General features: G+C 35.3%; 22 protein-coding genes. 3 read left to right on the forward strand and 19 right to left on the reverse strand.

Annotated features, from left to right (window positions below; translation table 11 throughout):
• Positions 1–26 precede the first annotated feature (26 nt).
• From lpxA to QWT87_RS15090, 4 genes are all read right to left on the reverse strand, one after another.
• Complete coding sequence (lpxA, locus tag QWT87_RS15075) at positions 27–821, reverse strand: acyl-ACP--UDP-N-acetylglucosamine O-acyltransferase (protein WP_076395592.1); 795 nt, start codon at positions 819–821, stop codon at positions 27–29.
• Positions 822–2,219 (reverse strand): bifunctional UDP-3-O-[3-hydroxymyristoyl] N-acetylglucosamine deacetylase/3-hydroxyacyl-ACP dehydratase, encoded by a 1,398-nt coding sequence (locus tag QWT87_RS15080; RefSeq protein ID WP_087709291.1) that lies wholly within the window; start codon positions 2,217–2,219, stop codon positions 822–824.
• Positions 2,220–2,223: 4 nt separating this feature from the next.
• Positions 2,224–3,243, reverse strand: coding sequence for a UDP-3-O-(3-hydroxymyristoyl)glucosamine N-acyltransferase (gene lpxD, locus QWT87_RS15085; RefSeq protein WP_288458687.1), 1,020 nt, complete (start codon positions 3,241–3,243; stop codon positions 2,224–2,226).
• Between the two features lie 72 nt (positions 3,244–3,315).
• Positions 3,316–4,542 (reverse strand): HD domain-containing protein, encoded by a 1,227-nt coding sequence (locus tag QWT87_RS15090; RefSeq protein ID WP_302716934.1) that lies wholly within the window; start codon positions 4,540–4,542, stop codon positions 3,316–3,318.
• Between the two features lie 265 nt (positions 4,543–4,807).
• Here QWT87_RS15090 and QWT87_RS15095 point away from each other — a divergent pair, with 265 nt between their 5' ends.
• The 3 genes from QWT87_RS15095 to QWT87_RS15105 all read left to right on the forward strand — a co-directional run bounded on the left by QWT87_RS15095 (position 4,808) and on the right by QWT87_RS15105 (position 8,969).
• Complete coding sequence (locus tag QWT87_RS15095; protein WP_302716936.1) at positions 4,808–6,448, forward strand: S41 family peptidase; 1,641 nt, start codon at positions 4,808–4,810, stop codon at positions 6,446–6,448.
• A 128-nt stretch (positions 6,449–6,576) separates the two neighbouring features.
• Positions 6,577–8,121 carry a T9SS response regulator signal transducer PorX gene (gene porX / locus QWT87_RS15100; protein ID WP_087709296.1) on the forward strand — a complete coding sequence of 515 codons (1,545 nt, stop codon included), beginning with the start codon at positions 6,577–6,579 and terminating at the stop codon, positions 8,119–8,121.
• An 83-nt stretch (positions 8,122–8,204) separates the two neighbouring features.
• Positions 8,205–8,969 carry an exodeoxyribonuclease III gene (locus QWT87_RS15105; protein WP_302716938.1) on the forward strand — a complete coding sequence of 255 codons (765 nt, stop codon included), beginning with the start codon at positions 8,205–8,207 and terminating at the stop codon, positions 8,967–8,969.
• A 57-nt stretch (positions 8,970–9,026) separates the two neighbouring features.
• Here QWT87_RS15105 and QWT87_RS15110 read toward each other — a convergent pair whose 3' ends face one another.
• The 15 genes from QWT87_RS15110 to QWT87_RS15180 all read right to left on the reverse strand — a co-directional run bounded on the left by QWT87_RS15110 (position 9,027) and on the right by QWT87_RS15180 (position 22,631).
• Positions 9,027–9,398, reverse strand: coding sequence for a septal ring lytic transglycosylase RlpA family protein (locus QWT87_RS15110; RefSeq protein ID WP_087709300.1), 372 nt, complete (start codon positions 9,396–9,398; stop codon positions 9,027–9,029).
• 666 nt (positions 9,399–10,064) lie between these two features.
• The gene (locus tag QWT87_RS15115; RefSeq protein ID WP_273076232.1) at positions 10,065–10,808 is read right to left on the reverse strand and encodes a hypothetical protein; all 744 of its coding nucleotides are present in this window, start codon (positions 10,806–10,808) and stop codon (positions 10,065–10,067) included.
• Between the two features lie 27 nt (positions 10,809–10,835).
• Complete coding sequence (locus QWT87_RS15120) at positions 10,836–11,591, reverse strand: hypothetical protein (RefSeq protein WP_302716941.1); 756 nt, start codon at positions 11,589–11,591, stop codon at positions 10,836–10,838.
• 432 nt (positions 11,592–12,023) lie between these two features.
• Positions 12,024–13,325: a 30S ribosomal protein S12 methylthiotransferase RimO gene (gene rimO / locus QWT87_RS15125; RefSeq protein WP_302716942.1), complete on the reverse strand. Its 1,302-nt coding sequence runs from the start codon at positions 13,323–13,325 to the stop codon at positions 12,024–12,026.
• A gap of 91 nt (positions 13,326–13,416) precedes the next feature.
• Positions 13,417–13,962 carry a dTDP-4-dehydrorhamnose 3,5-epimerase gene (gene rfbC, locus QWT87_RS15130; RefSeq protein WP_087709307.1) on the reverse strand — a complete coding sequence of 182 codons (546 nt, stop codon included), beginning with the start codon at positions 13,960–13,962 and terminating at the stop codon, positions 13,417–13,419.
• A 38-nt stretch (positions 13,963–14,000) separates the two neighbouring features.
• Positions 14,001–14,576: a sugar transferase gene (locus QWT87_RS15135; protein ID WP_302716946.1), complete on the reverse strand. Its 576-nt coding sequence runs from the start codon at positions 14,574–14,576 to the stop codon at positions 14,001–14,003.
• Positions 14,577–14,585: 9 nt separating this feature from the next.
• Complete coding sequence (locus QWT87_RS15140) at positions 14,586–15,722, reverse strand: DegT/DnrJ/EryC1/StrS family aminotransferase (RefSeq protein ID WP_185204973.1); 1,137 nt, start codon at positions 15,720–15,722, stop codon at positions 14,586–14,588.
• A gap of 3 nt (positions 15,723–15,725) precedes the next feature.
• Complete coding sequence (locus tag QWT87_RS15145) at positions 15,726–16,367, reverse strand: acetyltransferase (RefSeq protein WP_302716948.1); 642 nt, start codon at positions 16,365–16,367, stop codon at positions 15,726–15,728.
• 18 nt (positions 16,368–16,385) lie between these two features.
• The gene (locus QWT87_RS15150; protein WP_256038312.1) at positions 16,386–17,063 is read right to left on the reverse strand and encodes a PIG-L deacetylase family protein; all 678 of its coding nucleotides are present in this window, start codon (positions 17,061–17,063) and stop codon (positions 16,386–16,388) included.
• Positions 17,056–18,021: a formyltransferase family protein gene (locus tag QWT87_RS15155; protein ID WP_185204970.1), complete on the reverse strand. Its 966-nt coding sequence runs from the start codon at positions 18,019–18,021 to the stop codon at positions 17,056–17,058. The genes QWT87_RS15150 and QWT87_RS15155 overlap by 8 nt, the downstream gene beginning before the upstream one ends.
• Positions 18,014–18,598: a sugar transferase gene (locus QWT87_RS15160; protein WP_185204969.1), complete on the reverse strand. Its 585-nt coding sequence runs from the start codon at positions 18,596–18,598 to the stop codon at positions 18,014–18,016. The genes QWT87_RS15155 and QWT87_RS15160 overlap by 8 nt, the downstream gene beginning before the upstream one ends.
• Positions 18,599–18,660: 62 nt before the next feature.
• Positions 18,661–19,872, reverse strand: a complete 1,212-nt coding sequence (locus tag QWT87_RS15165) for a glycosyltransferase family 4 protein (RefSeq protein ID WP_302716952.1) — start codon at positions 19,870–19,872, stop codon at positions 18,661–18,663.
• A complete protein-coding gene (gene wecB / locus QWT87_RS15170; RefSeq protein ID WP_302716954.1) occupies positions 19,872–21,008 on the reverse strand; it encodes a non-hydrolyzing UDP-N-acetylglucosamine 2-epimerase in 1,137 nt (378 codons plus the stop codon). The genes QWT87_RS15165 and wecB overlap by 1 nt, the downstream gene beginning before the upstream one ends.
• A gap of 79 nt (positions 21,009–21,087) precedes the next feature.
• A complete protein-coding gene (locus tag QWT87_RS15175) occupies positions 21,088–22,206 on the reverse strand; it encodes a polysaccharide biosynthesis C-terminal domain-containing protein (protein WP_302716956.1) in 1,119 nt (372 codons plus the stop codon).
• A gap of 2 nt (positions 22,207–22,208) precedes the next feature.
• Complete coding sequence (locus tag QWT87_RS15180; RefSeq protein WP_302716958.1) at positions 22,209–22,631, reverse strand: WxcM-like domain-containing protein; 423 nt, start codon at positions 22,629–22,631, stop codon at positions 22,209–22,211.

A 22,631-nucleotide genomic window follows, 5' to 3' on the forward strand; every position in this document is an offset into this window, starting at 1 on the left:
TGATAACAGTGCTAAATTTTTCTTTATTATTCTCTTTCCTTCCCCGTTCCGTATCCTTTTACGATCCCTCTCGGAGAGTTCTGGATAAACTGAAGGATTTCATCTCTTTCAGCCGTCGGAAGCATTTCTTTTTCGATATAAAGCAATGCTTGGGAAACATTCATTTTCATCTGGAAAATAGCTCTGTAAATTTTCTGAATTTCAAAGATTTTCTCATTGGTAAATCCTCTTCTTCTTAAACCTACGGAATTAATTCCTGCATAAGACATTGGTTCTCTCGCCACTTTTACATAAGGCGGAATATCTTTTCTTACCAGAGTACCTCCCGAAATCATCACGTGCTTTCCGATCTTCCCGAACTGATGAACAGCCGACAGACCACCCATCACGGTATAATCCCCAATTTCCACATGACCTGCAATACCACAACCGTTTACGATGATCACATGATCTCCGATTACGCAATCATGAGCAATGTGGGAAGTTGCCATAATAAGGCAGTTTTTTCCGATTTTGGTGAAACCGAGCGCTTTTGTTCCTCTGTTTACCGTTACACATTCTCTGATCGTTGTTTCATCGCCGATAATGACCTGCGTATCTTCACCATCAAATTTCAAATCCTGAGGAATCGCAGAAATTACCGTTCCCGGAAAAATTCTGCAATTTTTACCGATTCTTGCACCATCCATAATGGTAACATTGGGACCAATCCATGTTCCTTCGCCAATTTCCACGTCCCCTGCAATAGTAGTAAAGGGTTCTACGATTACATTTTTGCTGATTTTCGCACGTTTATCTACGGCTGCTAATTGATGAATCATTTAATCAACTTTATTTTTTGCAACTTGGGCCATAAGTTCTGCTTCTACCGCTACTGTATCTCCTACGTAACCATAACCCTGCATATGAACAATTCCTCTTCTGATAGGCTCTATCAATTCAATCTTGAAAATAAGCGTATCTCCCGGAATTACTTTTCTCTTGAATTTTACTTTATCTATTTTAATAAAATACGTAGAGTAATTTTCCGGATCCGGAACACTTGCCAAAACAAGAATTCCTCCGGTCTGTGCCAAAGCTTCTACCTGTAAAACTCCCGGCATCACGGGTTCTTTCGGGAAATGCCCAACGAAGAAAGGCTCGTTCATTGTAACATTTTTAAGACCCACAACGTGAGAATCTGAAAGCTCAAGAATTTTATCGATCAATAAGAACGGCGGTCTGTGAGGCATCAGTCTCATGATTCCGTTGATATCGAAAACCGGTTCTTTTGTTAAATCAAAATCTGGAACATTTTTCTTCTTCTGCAATTTCCACTGGCGGTTCAGTTTTTTTGCAAACTGTGTGTTTACGTAATGTCCAGGTTTGTTGGCAATTACCTTACCTTTTATTTTCACTCCTGCCAAAGCCAGGTCACCAATCACATCGAGTAATTTGTGTCTTGCAGCTTCGTTGGGATAGTTTAAGTTCAAATTATCAAGAATTCCGTTTGGTCTTATCGATACATTATCTTTACCAAAGGCTTTTTTTAATTTTTCTGTAGTTTCCGGTGTAAGATCTTTATCTACATAAACAATCGCGTTGGAAATATCTCCACCTTTGATCAAACCGTGATCCAAAAGCATTTCCAGCTCGTGTAAGAAGCTGAATGTTCTTGCCGATGAAATTTCTTCTTTAAACTCGGAAATATTTTTAAGCGTAGCATTTTGAGTTCCCAAAACTTTGGTTCCAAAGTCTACCATTGTTGTTACTTCGTAGGTATCTGAAGGAATAATAGTGATCTCAGATCCTGTAGCGGGATCGCTGTAGGTAAGAACTTCTTTTACCACAAGATATTCTCTTGCTATATTTTGCTCCACTACTCCTACGCTTTCGATTGCTTCTACAAAGAATTTTGAAGAACCGTCTAAGATCGGCGGTTCGGAGGCATCCATTTCAAGAATGGCATTATCAATATCACATCCTACCAAAGCCGCTAAAAGGTGCTCGCAAGTTGTGATCTTTACTCCCAGTTTTTCTAATGTTGTTCCTCTTTCTGTAGCTACAACGTAGTTAACGTCTGCTTCGACTTGAGGATGCCCTTCCAAATCTGTTCTTACGAATACGAAACCTGTATTTTCTTTTGCAGGTTTCATGGTTAATTTTACTTCTTTACCAGTATGAAGTCCGATTCCGGAAAGTGTCACTTCCTGCTGAAGTGTTTTTTGCATATCACTCATTAGTTTAATCTTTTGAGTTATTCTCGAGATTATTTATTCTTTTTACCACTTCAGGTAAGTTTCTGAAATGTACATAACTTCTAAGGTAGTCGTTGTAGCTGATCGCCGGAGAACCGTAAATGGTTTCTCTGTCGTTTACGCTGGAATTTACGCCACTCTGAGCCTGTATTTTTACCTGATTTCCTATTTTGATGTGTCCTACAACGCCCACCTGACCTCCGATCTGGTTCCAGTCTCCGATGGTTGTAGATCCTGCAATTCCGGCTTGTGCAGCAATTACATTGTTTTTTCCGATTTTTACGTTGTGTGCGATCTGGATCAGGTTATCGATCTTTGTTCCTTTGCCAATAACGGTAGAACCAATGGTTGCTCTGTCTATACTGCAATTAGAACCAATTTCCACATCGTCTTCAATGATCACGTTTCCTAACTGCGGAATTTTTTTGAATCCATCCGGAGTTGGCTGAAATCCGAAACCGTCTCCTCCGATCACTGTATTGGAATGAATAACACAATTGTCTCCGATGATGCAGTAATCATAAATTCTCGCACCACTGTCGATTTTGCAGTTTTTCCCGATTTTCACCCCTTTTCCGATGTAAACCTGCGGATAGATCTGGCTTCCCTCTCCTACTTTTGCTTTTTCTGAAACGTAGGTAAAAGCTCCGATGTATACATTTTCTCCGATTACAGCAGTTTCATGAATGGAAGAGCCATTTTCGATTCCTGTTCTTCTACCCTGCATTTCCTGATATAAATTCATCAGAACCTGAAAAGAGAGATAAGCATCCTTTACTGCAATAACAGTAGGAAGGTAAGAATCTTTTGAGATAAGCTTTTCCGAAACAATGATAACGGAACATTTTGAAGTCTCTAAATAATGCGAAAATCTATCTTGCGCGATGAAAGAAAGATGTCCTGTTTCCCCACTTTCTATAGGCGAAACTCCAGTAATAAGTGCGTTCTCGTCACCTATTATTTTTCCGTCGATAAAACTTGCAATTTGCGAAGCTGTAAATTCCATATTCTGCAAAGATAAGAAATTCTGTAATTCGCAAACATTTTTTAGTTTTCGGAACGTAAATTTTAATATTCTTTAAGAAATAATGTGTGAAATATTCCTTGGAAACGTAAGAATATACCTTGTGGTTTTGTTTCTCATGAGACCTGATAAAAGCTGGTCTTCCGATTCATCAAGACGTATTTTTTTTCCGTTTTTCTGCAACAGATAAATGGGTTGTTTTTCTGTGTCATAAGGAAGAAGTTTTCTTTTAATTTCATGTACAAGTTCTTTTCCATTATCAATTCCGAAAAATTCATTCACATTCTTTATTTTTTCTTCAATAAAACTTTGCTCAAAAGGATGTGAAGAAATTATGGTTTTCGGAAGGTTTCTCTGGATCACACATTTACACCAGTAAGACAAGATCATATCATCTGCATTCTGCCAGTTTTTCATTGCCTGAATAATATCATTGTCATCAAGCTGTGTAAAACGCTCCACATCTTCATCTGTCGCTGTACTTTTTCCGCGATGCAGAAAATATTTCAGATTCTCAGTTGCCGGTAAATCGATTCCCTGCGAGACCAGAAGTTTGGCTCTTTCTAAAATTTTAACGAGAAGAAATTCTGCCAAAGCGGATGTTTTATGGTAATATACCTGCCAATACATAAACATTCTTGCCGTGAGGAAATTCTCAATAGAATAAACGCCTTTTGCATCAATCACCAATTTGCCCTCATCACAGACGTTCATCATGGAAATGATTCTTTGCGTATTGATGCTTCCTTCGGAAACTCCTGTAAAAAAGCTGTCCCGTTTCAGATAATCCAACCGATCAACATCGAGCTGTGAAGAAATAAGCTGGTTGAAAAACTTTCGGTGGTATTTTCCCTGAAACATTTCGATAGCGCAGGACAATTCTCCGTTAAATTCATCATTCAGGCGATTCATGAGTAATAAAGATAATTTTTCGTGATGCCAATCGTCCATCAGCATACTTTCCAGAGCGTGGGAAAACGGTCCATGACCAATATCATGCATTAAAATCGCCAACATGGCTCCCTTTTCTTCCTCTTCTGAAATTTTCACGCCTTTCTGCTTCAAAGTTTCCAAAGCGGTAAACATCAAATGCATGGCTCCTAAGGCGTGATGAAATCTTGTATGTGTCGCGCCAGGAAAAATGAGGTTCAAAAGTCCGGTCTGCCCGATTCTTCTTAATCTCTGGAAGTAAGGATGCTCGATGATGTCGAATAAAATTTCATGGGGAATTTTGATGAATCCGTGAACGGGATCGTTGATGATTTTTAGCTTATTCTGCATTGAAAACGTCTGTATTTGCAAACAAATTTAGGAATTTTATATTTTAGAGGTAATTAATTTTCATTAAACTGTTTGTTGTTTTAAAAGTAACTTTCTTTGTTGAATTTGTTTTTAACACAAAGTCCGCAAAGATTTTGTTTACAGTTGTGCGGCATATTTTCGTTCGCAAAGGCGTTTCACTCAGCAAAGGCTGGATAAAATCTTCTTTGAATAAATAGTTGTGCTGTTTGTGTTTAAAAACTATCTTTGACTGAATAACCTTTTCATGAGAAAATTCTCCCTTTTCATCATCTTATTTTTAAACTTACACTTTTCGGCGCAGACTTTATCGGAAAACCAAAAGCTTGAATCATTATGCAAAGTATGGGGATTTTTAAAGTATTATCATCCGAATGTATCGAAAGGACAGTTCAACTGGGATCAACAATTATTTCAGAAAATTGATGAACTAGAAAATATTAATGATAAAGATCAATTGAATGAATTGTATTCTAACTGGATTGAAAGTCTCGGAAAAATTGAAGATTGTAAAAATTGTGTAAATGATAACGATAAAGTTTATTTCTTAAAAAATTTTGATCTCGGATGGATGGATGATCAGCATATTTTTTCTGAAAATGTACGTGAAAAGCTGAAATTTATTGAGAATAACAGGAATATCGGTGAAAATTATTATTTCGGATTAAACGGAAGAAAGGTTTATTTCAGGAATGAAAATTCTTACGGCTCGAAATTTACTTCAAAACAAATTGCTCTCTTAGAATTTTTCAGATACTGGAATTATGCAGAATATTTTTTTGCATACAAATACAAAACCGATCAAAACTGGAATGATGTTTTAAGGGAAATGATTCCAAAATTTCTCGCTGTTGACAATGATGAAAACTATCATTTAAGTTTAGCGGAACTTGTGACCAAAACGGATGATTCGCACGCTTTTTTATTTTCAAAGCTGACTAGTTTAAACCAATATGGAAGAAAAAATGTTCCGGTGCAGTATTCTTATGCGGAAGGTAAACTGGTTGTTACCAAAATATTTCCGACTATTTTTAATGAAGAAAATCCGCTCAAAACCGGAGATGTTATTTATGATGTTGAAGGATTAACTATTCCTCAGAAAGTTAATTTATTTGGAAAATATATTCCGGCTTCGAATTCGTGGGGAAAGATCAACAAGTCGAAATATCTTTTTCTGTATACTAATAAGGATTCTTTGGAGCTTAAAATTGAAAGGGACGGAATTAATTTAGTTTTAAAAGTAAAAACATATTTGCAGAAAGAAATTATTCGCGAAAATCCTACGGTTCCTGAAAAATGGAAGTTTCTCGATGATGAAAAAAAGATGGGTTATGTGAACATGGGATTAATCAAAAGATCTGATCTGAATGATATGTTCGAAAATCTGAAAAATACAGAATCGATTATTTTCGACTCCCGAAATTATCCGAACATGACGATTTTGCCTTTAAGCAGGTTGCTTCTTCCTGAAAATAAAATTTATTATGAATTTATTTTTCCTGAAACCAATTATTTAAGCAAATTTTACCGCCGCAAAAACAACATCGGAAGAAATAATCCGGATTATTATAAGGGAAATGTGGTCGTTTTGGTGAATGAGGTGACACAAAGTCAGGCTGAAACAACCGTAATGATGCTTAAGCAGCATCCGAAAGCAAAAGTAATCGGTGGATACACTTCGGGAGCAAACGGTGACGTCATTTCATTTAATATTGCCGGTCTTAAAACGTGTTTTACGGGTTTGGGAGCATATTATCCGGACGGAAGAGAAACGCAGCGAATCGGGATTATTCCGGATATTATTGTACGACCGACCGTGAAGGGAATACAGCAGGGAAAAGACGAAATTCTGGAAAGAGCTCTGGAATATTTAAAAAGTGGAAATTAAATAAAAGAAAAACGTAATTATTTCGTTATTTCATTTAACTTATATTTAACTTTACCTCTGCGGATTTTGGCAGATTTTAGAAATAATTGGTCAGCAATTTGATACAATAACCATGTAAAAAAATAATTATGTCGGAAAAGATATTATGGATAGATGATGAAATAGATCTACTTAAACCACACATCGTTTTTCTTGAAAAAAAGGGATATCATGTAACTCCTGTTAACAACGTTAATGAAGCGCTTGAGCTTATGGATTCTGAGAAGTTTGCATTAACGCTGATTGATGAAAATATGCCCGGAATTTCGGGACTGGAAGCTATTCCGATGATTAAGGATAAAGACAACTCACTGAAAATTGTTATGGTAACAAAAAGTGAGGAAGAGCATATTATGGAAGAAGCAATCGGATCACAGATTGCAGATTACATCCTGAAACCGGTGAATCCGAACCAGATTTTACTTTCGCTGAAGAAAAATCTCCAAGAGGATAATCTTGTGGAGCAAAAGACGATTTTGCAGTATCAGCAGGAATTCAGAAATCTTTCTATGGAACTTTCTTATCTGAGAACGTATCAGGATTGGGCTGAATATTATAAGAAAATTCTAAACTGGGAAATTAAATTTGATAAAGTAACGGATAATGAGTTTGCAGATCTTCTTCAGTCACAGAAAGAGGAAGCAAATATTCAGTTTGCCAAATTTATTGAAAAGAATTATGAAGACTGGCTGCACGACTCGGATAAGCCGATTATGAGCCACACGCTTTTCAAGGATAAAGTGAAACCTGAAATTGAAAAGGATAAAGTTTTGCTTCTGATGGTCGATAATCTTCGTTATGACCAATGGAAGATGATCGAGCCTTTGTTTACAAAATATTATAACAAGGTTTCTGAGGATTATTATTACAGTATTCTTCCGACTGCAACTCAATATGCTAGAAATTCTTTTTTTGCGGGTTTAATGCCTTCTGAAATTGAAAAGCGTTTTCCTGATAAATGGTTCAACGATAATGAAGAAGGAAATAAAAACGAATTTGAGCGTGATTTCTTAGAAGATCAAATGAAAAGAATCGGTCTAAGCTCAAAATCCATGAAGTATCTGAAAGTTCTGAATGCCGATTTTGAGAGAAAGATTTATGACGATTTTAATCAGCACAAAAACAATGATCTGTTGGTAATTGTTTATAATTTTATTGATATTCTTTCTCATGCAAAAACGGATAATCATATTGTTGACCAACTGATTCGTGATGATAAAACGTTCAGATCTTTAACATTGAACTGGTTTGAGAATTCTTCTTTACTGAAAATTATTAAAGTAGCCGCTGAAAGTGGTTTCAAATTAGTAATCACCACTGATCACGGAACGGTTTACGTTAAAAAACCGAGCAAAGTTGTGGGAGACAGAGAAACTTCCACGAATATCCGTTACAAGACCGGAAAAAGCTTAACCTATGACGACAGCGATGTTTGGGCAATTACAAATCCTGAAAAGCTGTTTTTACCGAAAGGAAATTTAAGCTCTAAATATATTTTTGCAAAGAATAATATTTTCCTTGCTTATCCAAAGAACTATAATCATTTTGTGAATTATTATAAAGAAACGTACCAACATGGAGGGATTTCTCTTGAAGAGTGTATCATTCCATTCAGTATTTTAGAACCCAAGTAGTTTTCATAGTTTGACTTCGGGTTGTGAGGGGCGGAAAAAATCTTTGATTTTTTCCGCTTCTTTTTTATTAATACTTTTGAATCATGAAATTAATCACTTATAACGTCAACGGAATCCGTGCTGCATTTACCAAAGATTTTTTAGGCTGGCTGAAAACGGCGGATCCGGATATTATCTGTATTCAGGAGAGTAAAGCAGGAAACGACCAGATCGATATTGAAAGTTTAGAAAAACTGGGATATCACAGTTACTGGCATTCCGCGGTGAGAAAAGGCTACAGTGGCGTCGGAATTGCGTCTAAAACAAAGCCTAATCATGTAGAATATGGCTGCGGTATTGAAAGCTATGATAACGAGGGAAGAATCATTCGTGCAGATTTTGACGAATTTTCTGCCATTTCAGTGTATGTTCCTTCTGCTTCAAATATCGAACGGCTGGATTTTAAAATGCAGTTCTGCCATGATTTTTTAGAGTACATTAAAAATTTAAAGAAAGAAATTCCGAATCTGATCATTTCAGGAGATTTTAATATCTGTCATGAAGCGATAGATATCCATAATCCGAAAGGTTTACAAAATGTTTCCGGTTTTTTACCGATGGAAAGAGAATGGATGACGAATTTTATCAACGAATGCGAACTGATCGACAGTTTCAGGTTTTTTAATAATGAGCCCGACCATTATACATGGTGGAGTTACAGGCAGAATTCAAGGGAAAGAAATAAGGGATGGAGACTGGATTATAATTTCACTTCCTACAGTTTGAAAGATAAGCTCACAAGAGCTGTTATTCTGAAAGAAGCCGTGCATTCTGATCATTGCCCTGCTTTGGTAGAATTAAGCCTTTAAAACAAAGCAAAAAGCCAACTGAGTCAGTTGGCTTTTTAAAATTTAAAATCATAAATTTTAGTCGACAATTTCATATTCCACCGGAATTGTACCTCTGTCGGTATCTCCGATTTCATCGAACGCTGCTTTAGACATATCTAAAGCTCTTGATGAATGGTAAGGTCCTCTATCATTTACTTTCACTATTACCTCTTTACCATTGTTAAGGTTCGTTACCTTAATGTTTGTTCCAAATGGAAGCGTTCTGTTGGCTGCGGTGAACTTTGCATTATCAAAGATCTCTCCGCTTGCTGTTTTTCTACCGTTAAATTTATCGTGGTAGTACGATGCATAACTTGTTTTTTTCGCATCTATGGCATTCATTTTGAAAGAATAAATACCAAGGGTTGAAATCATCATTATGATTACGAGAATGAATCTTTTCATCATTTTGAAATTTTATTGGTTTTGACTGGGGCAAATCTATAAGGAATCTTTTAATACACCTATTTTATTTGTTAACAAGTGTTAATAAAAATAAAATTTTATGTTAATATTTTTCTTAACTCCCTATGAACAGGCGATTTAGACGCTATTGTTAAAAAGTGTTAAAAAATAATGTTAAAAGTTAACAATTTTAACTAAATCATTCAGATTAAGACATTTTTAACACAAACATTTCTCTATTAATCAATAAGTTAATGAATTTTATAATTTAAATTTTTTTAGCCTAAATTTATAGGAGTCCTTAGCTTACAACTAATTTGCCTGATATTAATAAAGAAGGTTATAAGTTACGTTTAAAATAGCTCGGATTTTAATGTAAAAGATCAAAAACCAAATAAAAAAACAACCTTCAGATTTAATTGATTGTATTAGAATTTAGATGGATATAAGGATTAGACAAATCAAAATTGATAATGACCAATATTTTATAAAGATTATTCGTTTATATTTTGTATTGCATCTGCATCAACTTTACATTATATAAATAAAAAACACATACGAAATCAAGCAAGATTAAATTGTCCTTTGTAAAAGAAATAAACTTTACAAAAATTAAAAAACCAATGAGAATGCTCTCATTGGTTTTTATATATTGTTGTCATTCAAATCTTATTTGAAATATTCAATTATATAGTCATAAGTATCTGCCGGATAAACTACAGACATACTTTGAGATCCTGTAACCGCAGCACCGGTAGTAGAATCATAAGAATATAATTCTTTAGAGAATACCACTTTATTACCCGTTGAAGCTTTTTTGAAGATTGTAATTCCGTACATAGAAGTAAGACCAGTTGGAACAGCTAACGTTACAGCTGTTGAGCTTCCTGTAGTAGTAAATTGTCCTTTATACGCATAAACCTGATTACCATCAACTAATGTATTTGTTGCAACACCTGCAGCAGCATTGTTTACAGCATTGAATTTAGCAGAAGCAGCCCCTAATGGCAACCATCTTCCGTTTGCAACACTGGTAGATTGACCAGGATTAGAAAAGTAATAGAATCCCGGAGTTACAGCCACCTGAACGCCTTGTCCGGTAACCGTGTTACCAGTACCGCTATTATAGACAATCATTCCATCAAAAGCAGTCGGAAAGGTTATACCATCTAAATTTGTTGTTCTAAATGTCCAAGTTGTTAAATTGGTAGTAGGAAAATATAATCCTTTTCCTACGTTATTAGCTGTACCTGTAGATGCAGTATCAAAATTAGTAGAAGCGTCAAAAAATGGATTTTCTCCAGTGATATTATTGGCTACAATACCATTGCTAGCTACCTGAGCAGATGCAGAGTTTAAACCAAATACTGTAAGGGAAACTCCTAATAAGGCTCTAAATATATTATTTTTCATTGCTTGTTGTATTAAAATATTAATGTATTATCTACTTGCGCTATTCCACCAGTTAGTTCCATCTGAAATAAACATAGCGGCAGAACCTCCGGCTAAGTTAGGGAAATTCACCGGCCATGCAACACCATTCGCGTTTGTAGGAGCTACTGCACCCCCCGTATTATTTCTAATCATAAGAACCCTACCAGTATTTGCTCCTGTCGGGCTTGGTAATGCAAGCTGTCCGGTAATAGCATTATTTGTAATAATAACTAAATAGTCATTAGAATTCCAGTCTACGTTAGAAGAACCTGAATATGTTCTTACACTGGTAGCGTATACAGCACCTTGTGTCTGGAAATTACCATTCACTATTGTTTTTGCTGTTCCTGTAGAAAAAGTTAAATTATTATTGTTTTGTGTTACAGTTCTATTTGCTGCCAAAGTACCATCATTAAGATAAATACTTGTATCAGTAGCAGAACCACCACCACCAACAGCAACCCAAACAGAGTTTGGTGCATCATAGTAATAGAATCCGGTAGCCGTAATATTTACTGCTTTTCCAGTAGCAGACCCATCAGCAATTGAGGAAACAAATGCCAATGCTCCGTTTTGGGTGGCAGTATACACTGCATCTTTTCCCTGTAACTGACCTCTTGTTAAACGAGGGACCAATAATGCGTCCGGCTTAGTTGCGTCAGCAGGAGCACCTACAACATCCAAAGTCGCAGCGGGAGTAGTTGTATTAATCCCCACTCTTCCTTGCTGAGCCTGAGCGATCGCTACAAATCCGACTAACATAGTCGCTGTTAATAAAAATTTTTTCATAAGTTTTTAAAGATTTTAAATTACATTTTAACCAATGAGTGCATTGTTAAATCAGGATACCATACCCAATTTGTGCATTCATTAATATAAATAAATATTTTTAATTATATAATTTCAAAAAATTATTTTCACATTTCACAAGAGTCTAATTTTTAGCTCAATAGTTATGTAAAATCTCTTTATTTCGCAAAGTTAATATTTTTAAAATTAATTTTCATAACAATACATAAAAAAGTTTTAACATTTTAATTTTCAAAAATAAAATAATATTGAAAATCAAACAATTAAATTCTATGCAAGCAATGTTTTATTAATGTTAATTTTTATTAATCATTGAATAACATTGTATTAATGAAAACAATATACGATTTTTTTTACTAAAAAATCAAACAATTGGGAATAATTTTAAATTAATTCGCCATACAGATCAAATTCCTCAGCAGAGGTAATTTTTACTTCTGCAAAATCACCGATGGAAATGTATGTATCTTCAGCAGAAACCAATACTGTGTTGTCTACATCGGGAGAATCATATTCGGTTCTTCCGATGAAATAATTTCCCTCTTTTCTGTCGAAAATACATTTATATACATTGCCAATTTTCTCCTGATTTTTCTCCCATGAAATCTGAGACTGGATTTCCATAATTTCTTCCACTCTCGCTTCTTTCACTTCCTGCGGAACATCATCTTCCAGAACATATGCTCCTGTATTTTCTTCGTGAGAATAAGTAAAACAACCCAATCTGTCAAATCTCTGTTCTCTTACCCAGTCTTTCAGCTCATTGAAAATTTCCTGAGTTTCTCCGGGATAACCAACGATCAGCGTTGTTCTAATCGCCATATCCGGAACTTTTTCTCTGAATTTTCCAAGAAGAGCATCCGTTTTTTCGTGAGTAGTCCCTCTCTTCATCGATTTTAGTAAATCTGAATTGATGTGCTGAAGAGGAATATCTATATAGTTGCAAACTTTCGGTTCTTCTCTGATGATATCCAGAACATCTTCCGGAAATCCGCTTGGAAAAGCATAATGAAGACGAATCCATTCAATTCCCTCCACTTTTACCAATTCTTTTAAAAGATCTCCAAGTGCTCGTTTTTTATAAATATCTAAACCATAATAAGTAAGATCCTGCGCAATCAAAATCAGTTCTTTGGTTCCTTTTTTTGCCAATTTCTGGGCTTCCGTAACCAATTTTTCGATAGGTGTAGAAACGTGACCTCCTCTCATGAGAGGAATTGCACAGAATGAACAAGGTCTGTCGCAGCCTTCGGAAATTTTTAAGTATGCGTAATGTTTTGGAGTGGTGGTAAGTCTTTCCCCAACCAATTCGTGTTTATAATCTGCTCCTAAATGTTTTAATAAAACAGGAAGATCTCTAGTCCCGAAATATTGATCTACATCCGGAATTTCTCTTACCAGATCCGGCTTATATCTTTCCGAAAGACATCCTGTTACAAAAACTTTCTCAACTTCTCCCCTGTTTTTTGCCTCAACATAGTCGAGAATCGTGTTGATGGATTCTTCTTTTGCATTGTCTATAAATCCGCAGGTATTAATTACAACAATGTCTCCTTTGTTTTCATGAACCACTTCTTTGCCATTGGCTTTAAGCTGGCTCATTAAAACTTCAGAATCATATACATTTTTGGAACAACCCAACGTTACTACATTTATTTTTTTCTTCCCTACAGATTTTGTACGCATCTTTTTGATTTTGAGTTTGCAAAGATACAAAATATTGAAGAGTCTGTATTAAAAAAATAAAAACCACTTCAATAAGTGGCTTTTAGTATATTTAAAAATTCTTTTCTTTAAAGCTTGCTGCATTTTCATCCTTTTCAGAAAGTACGGCTTCACTGTCGGAAATTTTCCAGTCGATATTCAGATCCGGATCGTTGTATTTTACACATCCTTCTGATTCTTTATTGTAAAAATTATCGCATTTATATGAGAAAACGGCAGTTTCGCTTAAAACAGAAAATCCATGTCCAAAACCTCTTGGAATATAAAGCTGTGTTTTATTTTCCGCTGTAAGCTCAATCCCAAACCATTTTCCAAATGTAGGTGAATCTTCTCTAAGATCTACGGCTACATCCCAAACTTTTCCCTCAAGACAAGAAACCAGTTTTGCCTGTGCGTGTTCTCCTTTCTGTAAATGAAGACCTCTCAAAACGCCGTAAGAAGATTTAGAAATGTTATCCTGAACAAAATGACCGTTCATTCCGGTAAGTTCCTCGAATTTCTTTTCATTGAATTTTTCGAAAAAATAGCCTCTGTCGTCTTCGAAAATTGTAGGCTCTATAATGTAACAGTCCTTTAAAGGGGTTTCTTTTATTTTCATTCTTTAAATTATATGCAATGTAAATTATAATACTAATCTTATCTGGTAAAAATTTTAAAAAAAGTCTGAAATAAAATCCGTACATCAGTCATTAAAGACATATTATCCAAATATTGAAGATTCATTTTTACCTTATCCGGAAACAATACTTCATCATTGTACTTTAAAGGATTTTCATACTGTCTAAGTATCTGTTCTTCATTACCATACTTAATACTAGCTTCGGATGTTAGTCCTGGTTTCAGTTCCAGAATTCTTCTCAAATCTCCTTTTAAATTATCATAATATCCTTCTATATCAGGACGCGGTCCAACAAAACTCATCTCTCCCTTTAGAATATTGAAAAGTTGCGGAAACTCGTCAAGTTTATATTTCCTAAGTAACAATCCTGTATTGGAAGATACTTTTTTACGATCATGAATTGTCTTGAATTTATAAATTGTAAATATTTTACCGTACTGTCCAACTCTTTTCTGAAAAAAAATCCCATTAGACTGTGTATCTACACTCGCTATAATAAATAATATAATTAATAAAGGTAAAAAAAGAACGATTAAAAAAATCGATAAAATAAAATCGATATACTTCTTTAAATACCTATACCTCCTATTCATTATTTAATATTATTCTCCGAAAAAACTATGAATTACCCCGGCAATTCTTTCTCTCTCTTCTGTGGTAAGATTGGATCCTGAAGGGAGACAAAGTCCGTCATTAAATAACTTTTCAGAAGTACTACCACCATAAAATGGGCAGCTTTCAAATACAGGCTGAAGATGCATTGGCTTCCAGAGTGGTCTGGATTCTATATTATCTTCCAGAAATGCCATTCTAAGATCCTCTCTGCTCTTCCCTGTTATCTGTTTATTCACTGTAATTGCAGAGAGCCAGTGATTAGAATAAAAATCTGAAGATGGTTCTGAAAAAACCTTTATCCCGTCAATATTTTTAAAAATTTCTTTATAGAATTCGTGCATAGAACGTCGTGCCGCCACTCTCTGTTTCAAAACTTCCATCTGTCCTCTTCCTATTCCCGCAACAATATTACTCATCCTATAGTTATAACCTATGTATGAATGCTGATAATGAGGAGCATTATCTCTTGCCTGTGTAGAAAGAAATACAGCTTTATCTTTATCTTCCTGACTGTTGCAGACCAAAGCTCCTCCTCCGGAAGTAGTAATAATTTTATTTCCATTAAAGCTTAAAATACCGAAACGTCCAAACGTACCACAAGCCTGACCTTTATACACAGAGCCTAAAGCTTCCGCAGCATCTTCGATAACATCAATTTCAAATTCATTGGCAATGGAAATAATACCATCCATTTTTGCGGGCATTCCGTATAGATGTACAATGATGATGGCCTTTGGTTTTTTTCCTTTCTGAATTCTTTCGCTAATAGTTTGCCTAAGACCTGCGGGACACATATTCCAGGTTTCAGGTTCACTGTCTACGAATACAGGAGTTGCTCCGCAATACGCAATCGGATTTGCTGAAGCAGAAAACGTCATTGATTGACAGATAACTTCATCGCCAGGTTGAACACCACATTGGATGAGAGCCAGATGTAGCGCAGCCGTTCCGGATGATAATGCTGCAACTTTAACATCTTCTCCCAAAAAATTTTCAAGATCTTCTTCAAAACCATTTACATTCGGTCCTAAAGGAGCTACCCAGTTTTCGGCAAAAGCCTCACTAATATATTTTTGCTCATTACCTCCCATATGCGGAGAAGAAAGCCAGATTTTACTATTCATAATTTATTCATGAAATTTTATTGGTTTTGCAGGAATTCCAACTGCCGTACAGTTTGCAGGGATATTTTTTGCTACAACGGCTCCTGCTCCTATAATCGAGTTTTCACCAATTTCCAAAAGATTAATGATTTTAGCTCCAGTTCCAACATAAACATTTTCATTGATAACAACTTCTCCAGAAATATTTACTGTCGGCATAAAAGAGGAAAAATTTTTAATTTGCGTATCGTGCCCGACGGTACAAGCCAGATTCAGAATCACAAAATCTTCAATAATTATGTCGACTGTAATAATAGACCCTGCACAGATGATATTTCCTTTTCCCAACACTACATTATCCTTCCCTATTATTACAGAAGGATGGATTAAATTAGGAAATTCAATATTTTGATTTTTAATTGTATTCAGTATTTTTTTCTTTGTTAATGGATCTCCTATTGCGATTGCTAAGGATAAGTGTTGAGTAAAAGAATTTATATTTTCTATTTTTCCCAAATACGGAATGCCATTAATGAATTCCTGATGTTCTTTATCATCATAAAAACCTATGATTTCATATTCAGGGCTTTTTTCATTAATTTGATCAATAAGCATTTTTACTTCTCTACCAAAACCTCCTGCACCTATTATTGCTATCTTTTTCATATATTTTTTATTGAATTGTTACAAAATAATTTGACGCTCAACAATGAACGCTTCAGCCCTTTCCACTCCGATTGTAGCTCCTCTATACATCGCAAGAGCTCGGAAAGTTTCCAATGAACGTGAATGCGGAAACTGCTTAATTTGCGATTTAAAAAATTTCATTGCTTCAGTCTTTTTATCAAATACATCAGTAACATCTACAAAATGATTTGGGACAAATGCTTTTTCCTGCATAGGAGTCCATTCGGTTTCGGAAAGAGTTTCATAACAATAAATGTTTAAAACTTTATGATCTTCTCCCTGAGGTCTTGCAGAAACCAGTGATGCTCTATAGACCGCTTTATGGTCCTGATGCATATCACCTGGGTGAGGAAGATACAGATGGGTGGGTCTTATCTTCTGAATTATCATTGAAATTTCTAAAGATATTTTAAATTCGGGGAAGGCATTTAAAGCGGGAGCTGGAAATTCAAGAAAAATAGTTTCTTTCACCCCTAAAAAATGATGTGCAGAAACGGCTTCTTCTCTTACTTTATCAATCGATGACTGAGCATAAAATTCAGGTGCACCTACTGCTGCATTAGTTACCACTACGATTGTTACCTCATCACCCGACTCTATATGCTTTGCGATCGTAGCACCACAACCAATGATCTCATCATCAGGATGGGGGGCTATTACAATAACTCTATTCATTTGTAATCTCTTTTAGTTTTATTTTCATTCTGAATATTTCGTCTTCAATAATATAGCCTAATTTAGAACCAACACATATCTCCTTCGGAGAATCATTGGTAAATTCATATTCTTCAATCCACAAAAGACCATCACCAGTCTGTATAAGCAGATGATTATTGTTATTCTTCAACAAAACCCTTCCAATCACTCCTTTAAAATTAAGCTCCCTTTCTATCCTACAGGTCCATATTCTCAATTTCTTATCGTTCCAGTAGGTATATGCTCCAGGATGGGGTTTATCAGACGCTTTAATAAGACGATTAATATAAACCGCATGATCATTCCAGTTAATATGCCCGTCTTCTTCTTTTCTCACCCCGTAATAGGAAGCGAGATGCTCCGTCTGAGGAACCGGATTCCACAATCCTTTTTTCAGATCCGGAAGCCATTGGTCTAAAGCAATATCTATATGATCTAGAATTTTACGCTCAACCGTTTGTGCAGAATCATCTTCTTCCACTTTAAAAATAGACTGGATAAATACAGGACCATCATCTGCACCGCTTCCCATGAGAAAAAAAGTTGCAGATCCGTAGGACTGTTCAAGCGTAATCCATGACAAAGGTGCCCTGCCTCTCCCCAGAGGTAACTGTGTGGGATGAAAACCTATACAGCCTAATTTACCGACCGAAAACCAGATATCACTTAACAATTGAGAAAATCCGACAGCAAAAATAACATCCGGCTTTTTTTCAGATGCCCAGCTTAGGTTTTCCTCATCATTTATTTTGGTAAAGCCCTTATAATGAAGATTAAACTGTGCCGACAGATCCTGCAAATCTGCCCATCCCGAAACCTTATCTTTATTCTTGGGCTCATGTCCTAAAATGCCGACTACTTCCATATCGTGCTTCATAAGACTTTTTATGATGTGTACGGTAGAATTTACGGCTCCTATAACCAGTATTTTATACATTGGGTTTTTTTAAATATTTATCTTCTCCATAAAGAAGTATCAAAAATGTTTTGCCTATGATTTTTAAATCCAGAATAAAACTTTGATTTTCCCCATATTCTCTGTCGTATTTCCATCGTTCCTCCCAGGATAAATGAATGTTTCCGTTTACCTGTGACAATCCAGTTAACCCTGGAACAACTTCAATACGTTTCTTACCGTCTTCGTTAAAATCTTTCAACTGTGACGGAAGACAAGGACGGGGGCCAACGATAGACATATCTCCTTTCAGAACATTGATGATCTGGGGCAGTTCGTCTATCTTGAAACGCCTGAGATAAAATCCCACTTTTGTAACATCCACATCATTTTTAAAGATCTCTCTGTCCGGAACTCTCTTCCTGTCGTACATGGTTCTTATCTTATAAATTCTGAATATCTTTCCCTTATAGCCAAGCCTTTCCTGAAAAAAGAAAAAATTTCCTGAACTATCTATTTTAACTAAAACATAAATAATCAAAAATAACGGCAGCAGAAATATAATGATGCTTAAAGCTACCAGAATATCTAAAAATCTTTTAAAAAATAATTTATACATGTATATGCAAATCAACAATTTGTATGTTACAAAAGAAATAAGATCCTTTCATTTCTATTTTTTTACTTCACCAAATTTATAATTTTACGATAAGAATCACTCACCAGAAAATCCTTTTTCAGAAATTTCCGGCTGTTTTCTCTCATTTCTTCGAATATTTCTTCATCCATTGATACAAATTCATCTATTTTCAGAACCATTTCCTCGATATTGTCTGAATAGACCGAAGCACCGCAGCTGTTATTAACAATATCTGTACCTATATCTGTATTTTTATCTGTTGCTGCGAGCACCGGCATTTTGTTTTCAAGATAAGAAAGCAGTCTTGAAGGATAATTGGGAATTGTGAAATCTTTATGCAAAAATATCATTCCGACATCACATGCCTTAATGAGAATATCATAATCATGCTTAGGCAAAACGGAGAGTAATAGGACATTTTCAGGCTTTACTGTTTCCATCCAGTTTTTTATTTTCATATATTCTGTACCAGAGCCCACAATAATGAAAAATATCCGGTTATCTTCTTTTTTTGCGTCCAGAGTTTGTATAAGGAAATCGATTCCCTGTGGTTTTCCCAAGTTTCCGCCATAAATAAAAACCTTCCTTCCGACAGGGATGTTGTATTTCTTTTTTATTCCGTTATTTTCTTTAGCCGATAATTCTTTAAAACCCCTCAATTCGATGGAATTAGCATTGATTTCCACTTTTGATTCCGGAATAAAAGTATTGTGTTTCAGGAGAAAATTGATATTGGCTTTAGACATACATCCTATTTTATCCGAAATGCTGTATAGATCTTTTTCCTTTTTCCTGAAATATCTGTATAGTATTCCTTTATTAGAAATAAGCTTCATATCTACGGCATTTTGGGGAAAAATATCTTTCAGCAAAAGGTATGTTTTTGCTCCGTCTCTATTTTTAATGAATTTTATAATTTTTGTAAAAGTAATGGGTGGTGTTGAATAAATAATCAAATCAAACTTTACGTCTGAAAAATATTTATTAATCGCTTTAAAAAAGAGTCTTTCAATCAATAAAGTTGAAATTCCTTTTTCAACAAAGTTAGTTTTTTGAATATTAAGAGTTCTTACATTCAGAAATTTTGTATTGCCTTCATTTTTTACAATAGTCTTCAAATTTTCACGCCTTTCAGAAGGAGAAACAATATAAAGAAGATGACCGTGAACCGAAAATTCGCGCATCAGATCATGATAAATACCACTTTTATTTAGTGTATCTATTTTAGCTAATGTAAGAAATAGTATATTCATTATTTTTTGCTCCAAACAACTCTGTTAACGTAATCCGTATAACTCAGAATAATTCTTACCATTTTTTCTGAAACATTCGGCATTAAATAATCTGAAACCGGTCTGTAATTTCTTTCTGTTCCTACTTTCTGCTGCTGAAGCTGCGTTAGTCCCTGTAAGATTCTCTCCGGAGATAAACCCACCATCATTACGGATGCTTCTTCCATTGCTTCCGGTCTTTCGTGCGCGTCTCTGATATTCAAAGCGCGGAAATTTAAGATAGAAGACTCCTCTGAAATAGTTCCTGAATCTGATAAAACAGCATAACTTCTCATCTGTAACGCATTATAATCATGGAATCCGAGCGGTTTTAAGAACTGAATTTCCGATCTTACCTCAACCTGCTTTTTATCGATCATGTTTCTGGTTCTCGGATGTGTAGAAACAATGATCGGATAGCCAAATTTTTCTGCAATGGCATTTAAACTTTCTATTAATCCGTTGAAGTTTTTCTCAGAATTAATATTTTCCTCTCTGTGGGATGATACCACAAAATATTTTCCTTCTTCTAAATTCAGACGGCTTAAAACATCCGAACTTTCAATCTGAGGAAGATAATGATTCAGCACTTCAAACATAGGAGAACCCGTTTTGATGATTCTGTCTGCAGGAAGACCTTCTCTTAAAAGATATTCTCTTGCGATATCTGAATACGTTAAATTGATATCCGACGTATGATCTACAATTTTTCTGTTGGTTTCTTCCGGAACTCTCTGATCGAAACATCTGTTTCCTGCTTCCATATGGAAAATAGGGATCTGTCTTTTCTTGGCAGGAATGGCACAAAGACAAGAGTTGGTATCTCCCAAAACCAAAAATGCTTCAGGCTGCAATTCTTCCAGCAAAGGATCTATTTTAATTAAAATATTCCCAACCGTTTCTGTTGCTGTTTTACCTGCTGCTTCCAGAAAATAATCAGGTTTGCGAAGTCCCAAATCTTCAAAAAAGATCTGGTTCAGCTCGTAATCGTAGTTTTGACCTGTATGGACGATAATATGTTCAACGGCTTCGGAAGCATCCAAAGCTGATAATACTCTTGATAGTCTAATGATTTCCGGTCGTGTTCCTACAACCGTCATTACTTTTAGTTTTTTCATTGTATTTTTTTGCCTTTGCAAAGATAAATTTTAATGTTTGTTTATTGGAGAAGCCAGTGAAGTTTATAATTAAATATTATTAAACTTCTACAAAATAGGTATCTGAATCTTCCGGATTAAAGGGTTCATTGATCCAGAAAATGGTGTACAGTTCTTCTTCTCCGATGTTTTTAATATTGTGGGTATACCAAATCGGCATATCTACATAAGCGGGTTCGTTTCCGTCTAAATAAAAATCCAGAACCTCATCGCTGTCTATTTTTCTTAATTGAATAAGAGCTTTGCCTTTAATTACCGCAAATCTTTCGATTTTTCTTGTATGAAAATGGTTTCCTCTGGTAATTCCCGGAACCGTAGTGGAGAAAGAACATTGTCCGCCGATTCCCAAACGAATTACTTCCACAAAAGCTCCTCTCGGATCGGTGTGCTGTGTAAATTTTACGGGATAATGATCTTTAATACCAAAATAGCAACGGAATGTATTGAAAAGATTGAGATCGAATTTCGTTTCCAACACCGGAATTTCTCCACTATCAAAATAAAGTTTTTTGTAATTTTCAAGTTTAGCTAAAACTTCAGATACTTTATTTACGGATGTGTGAGGAACTTCGTATAATTCATTGGTTTCTGCAACTTCAATCTGATTGATGATTTCCTGAACAAGTTCTCCGACATAGATCAGTTTTACTTCTCCGTCATTATCAATCACAGGATTTTCGCCGTGGGTAAGTTTATGACAGAATGTTGCGATGAAAGAATTGTAATTCGGTTTTCCAAAAGGTCCGAAAACGTTCGGAATAATCATTCCCGTAAATTTGCCTCCATTATTTTTTGCCCAGTCTGCGAATAGTTCTCTGCCTTCTTTTTTAGATTTACCGTACAGATTATCCTTTTCTTCCTGAGAAGATGAAGAGAAAAGAACGTGTGCTTTTGATCCTGTTCTCTGTAAAGAGTCTGTCAGTTTTTTAACAAGCTCTACATTATTATTGAAGATTACTTCCGGATCGGGATGACGATTCATGGCTGCAAGATGTACAATGACATCACATTGCTTCACAAAGTCGTCCAGTTTTTCAGCAGAGTCGAAAAAATCTCTTTCGAAAGAAATTCTTTCAAATTTTTCTGGCTGTAAGCCCAAAGTGTTATATAAATGCGAACCAACGAAGCCGTTTTGTCCGGTAATTCCTACTTTTTTCATTGTTATACTTTTTCAAAATACTCTGAGGGAAAGCGATAATCGTCCTGTAATTCTCCAAAATAATGATCTACCATAACCAAAAGTTTTGATCCTATTTCTTTTGATTGAATACTGCTTATATATCCTTTAGGCATATGCAAAATATCAAGTTTATCCGAGGTGAGTTCAAATTCTTTAGTTTCAAGTGATTTTGATGGATTTTTCCAATTGTCAACTTTTATTAACTTTACTGTAAAGCTTCCCTGAACAGATGAAAACCAACGCTGTTCAATTTTATGACCTATCCAACCGCGTATAAAATATGTTTCATTATTTTCAATAATATAGATTCTCTTCACTAATGAAGCATCAAAAGTATTATTGAAAAAGAGATTTCCTCTCTCATCCGAATATTTTTCTCCTGCAATGATTTGCGGTGAATTCAT

It is taken from the genome of Chryseobacterium urinae (assembly GCF_030518295.1).
GTDB lineage: Bacteria > Bacteroidota > Bacteroidia > Flavobacteriales > Weeksellaceae > Chryseobacterium > Chryseobacterium mucoviscidosis.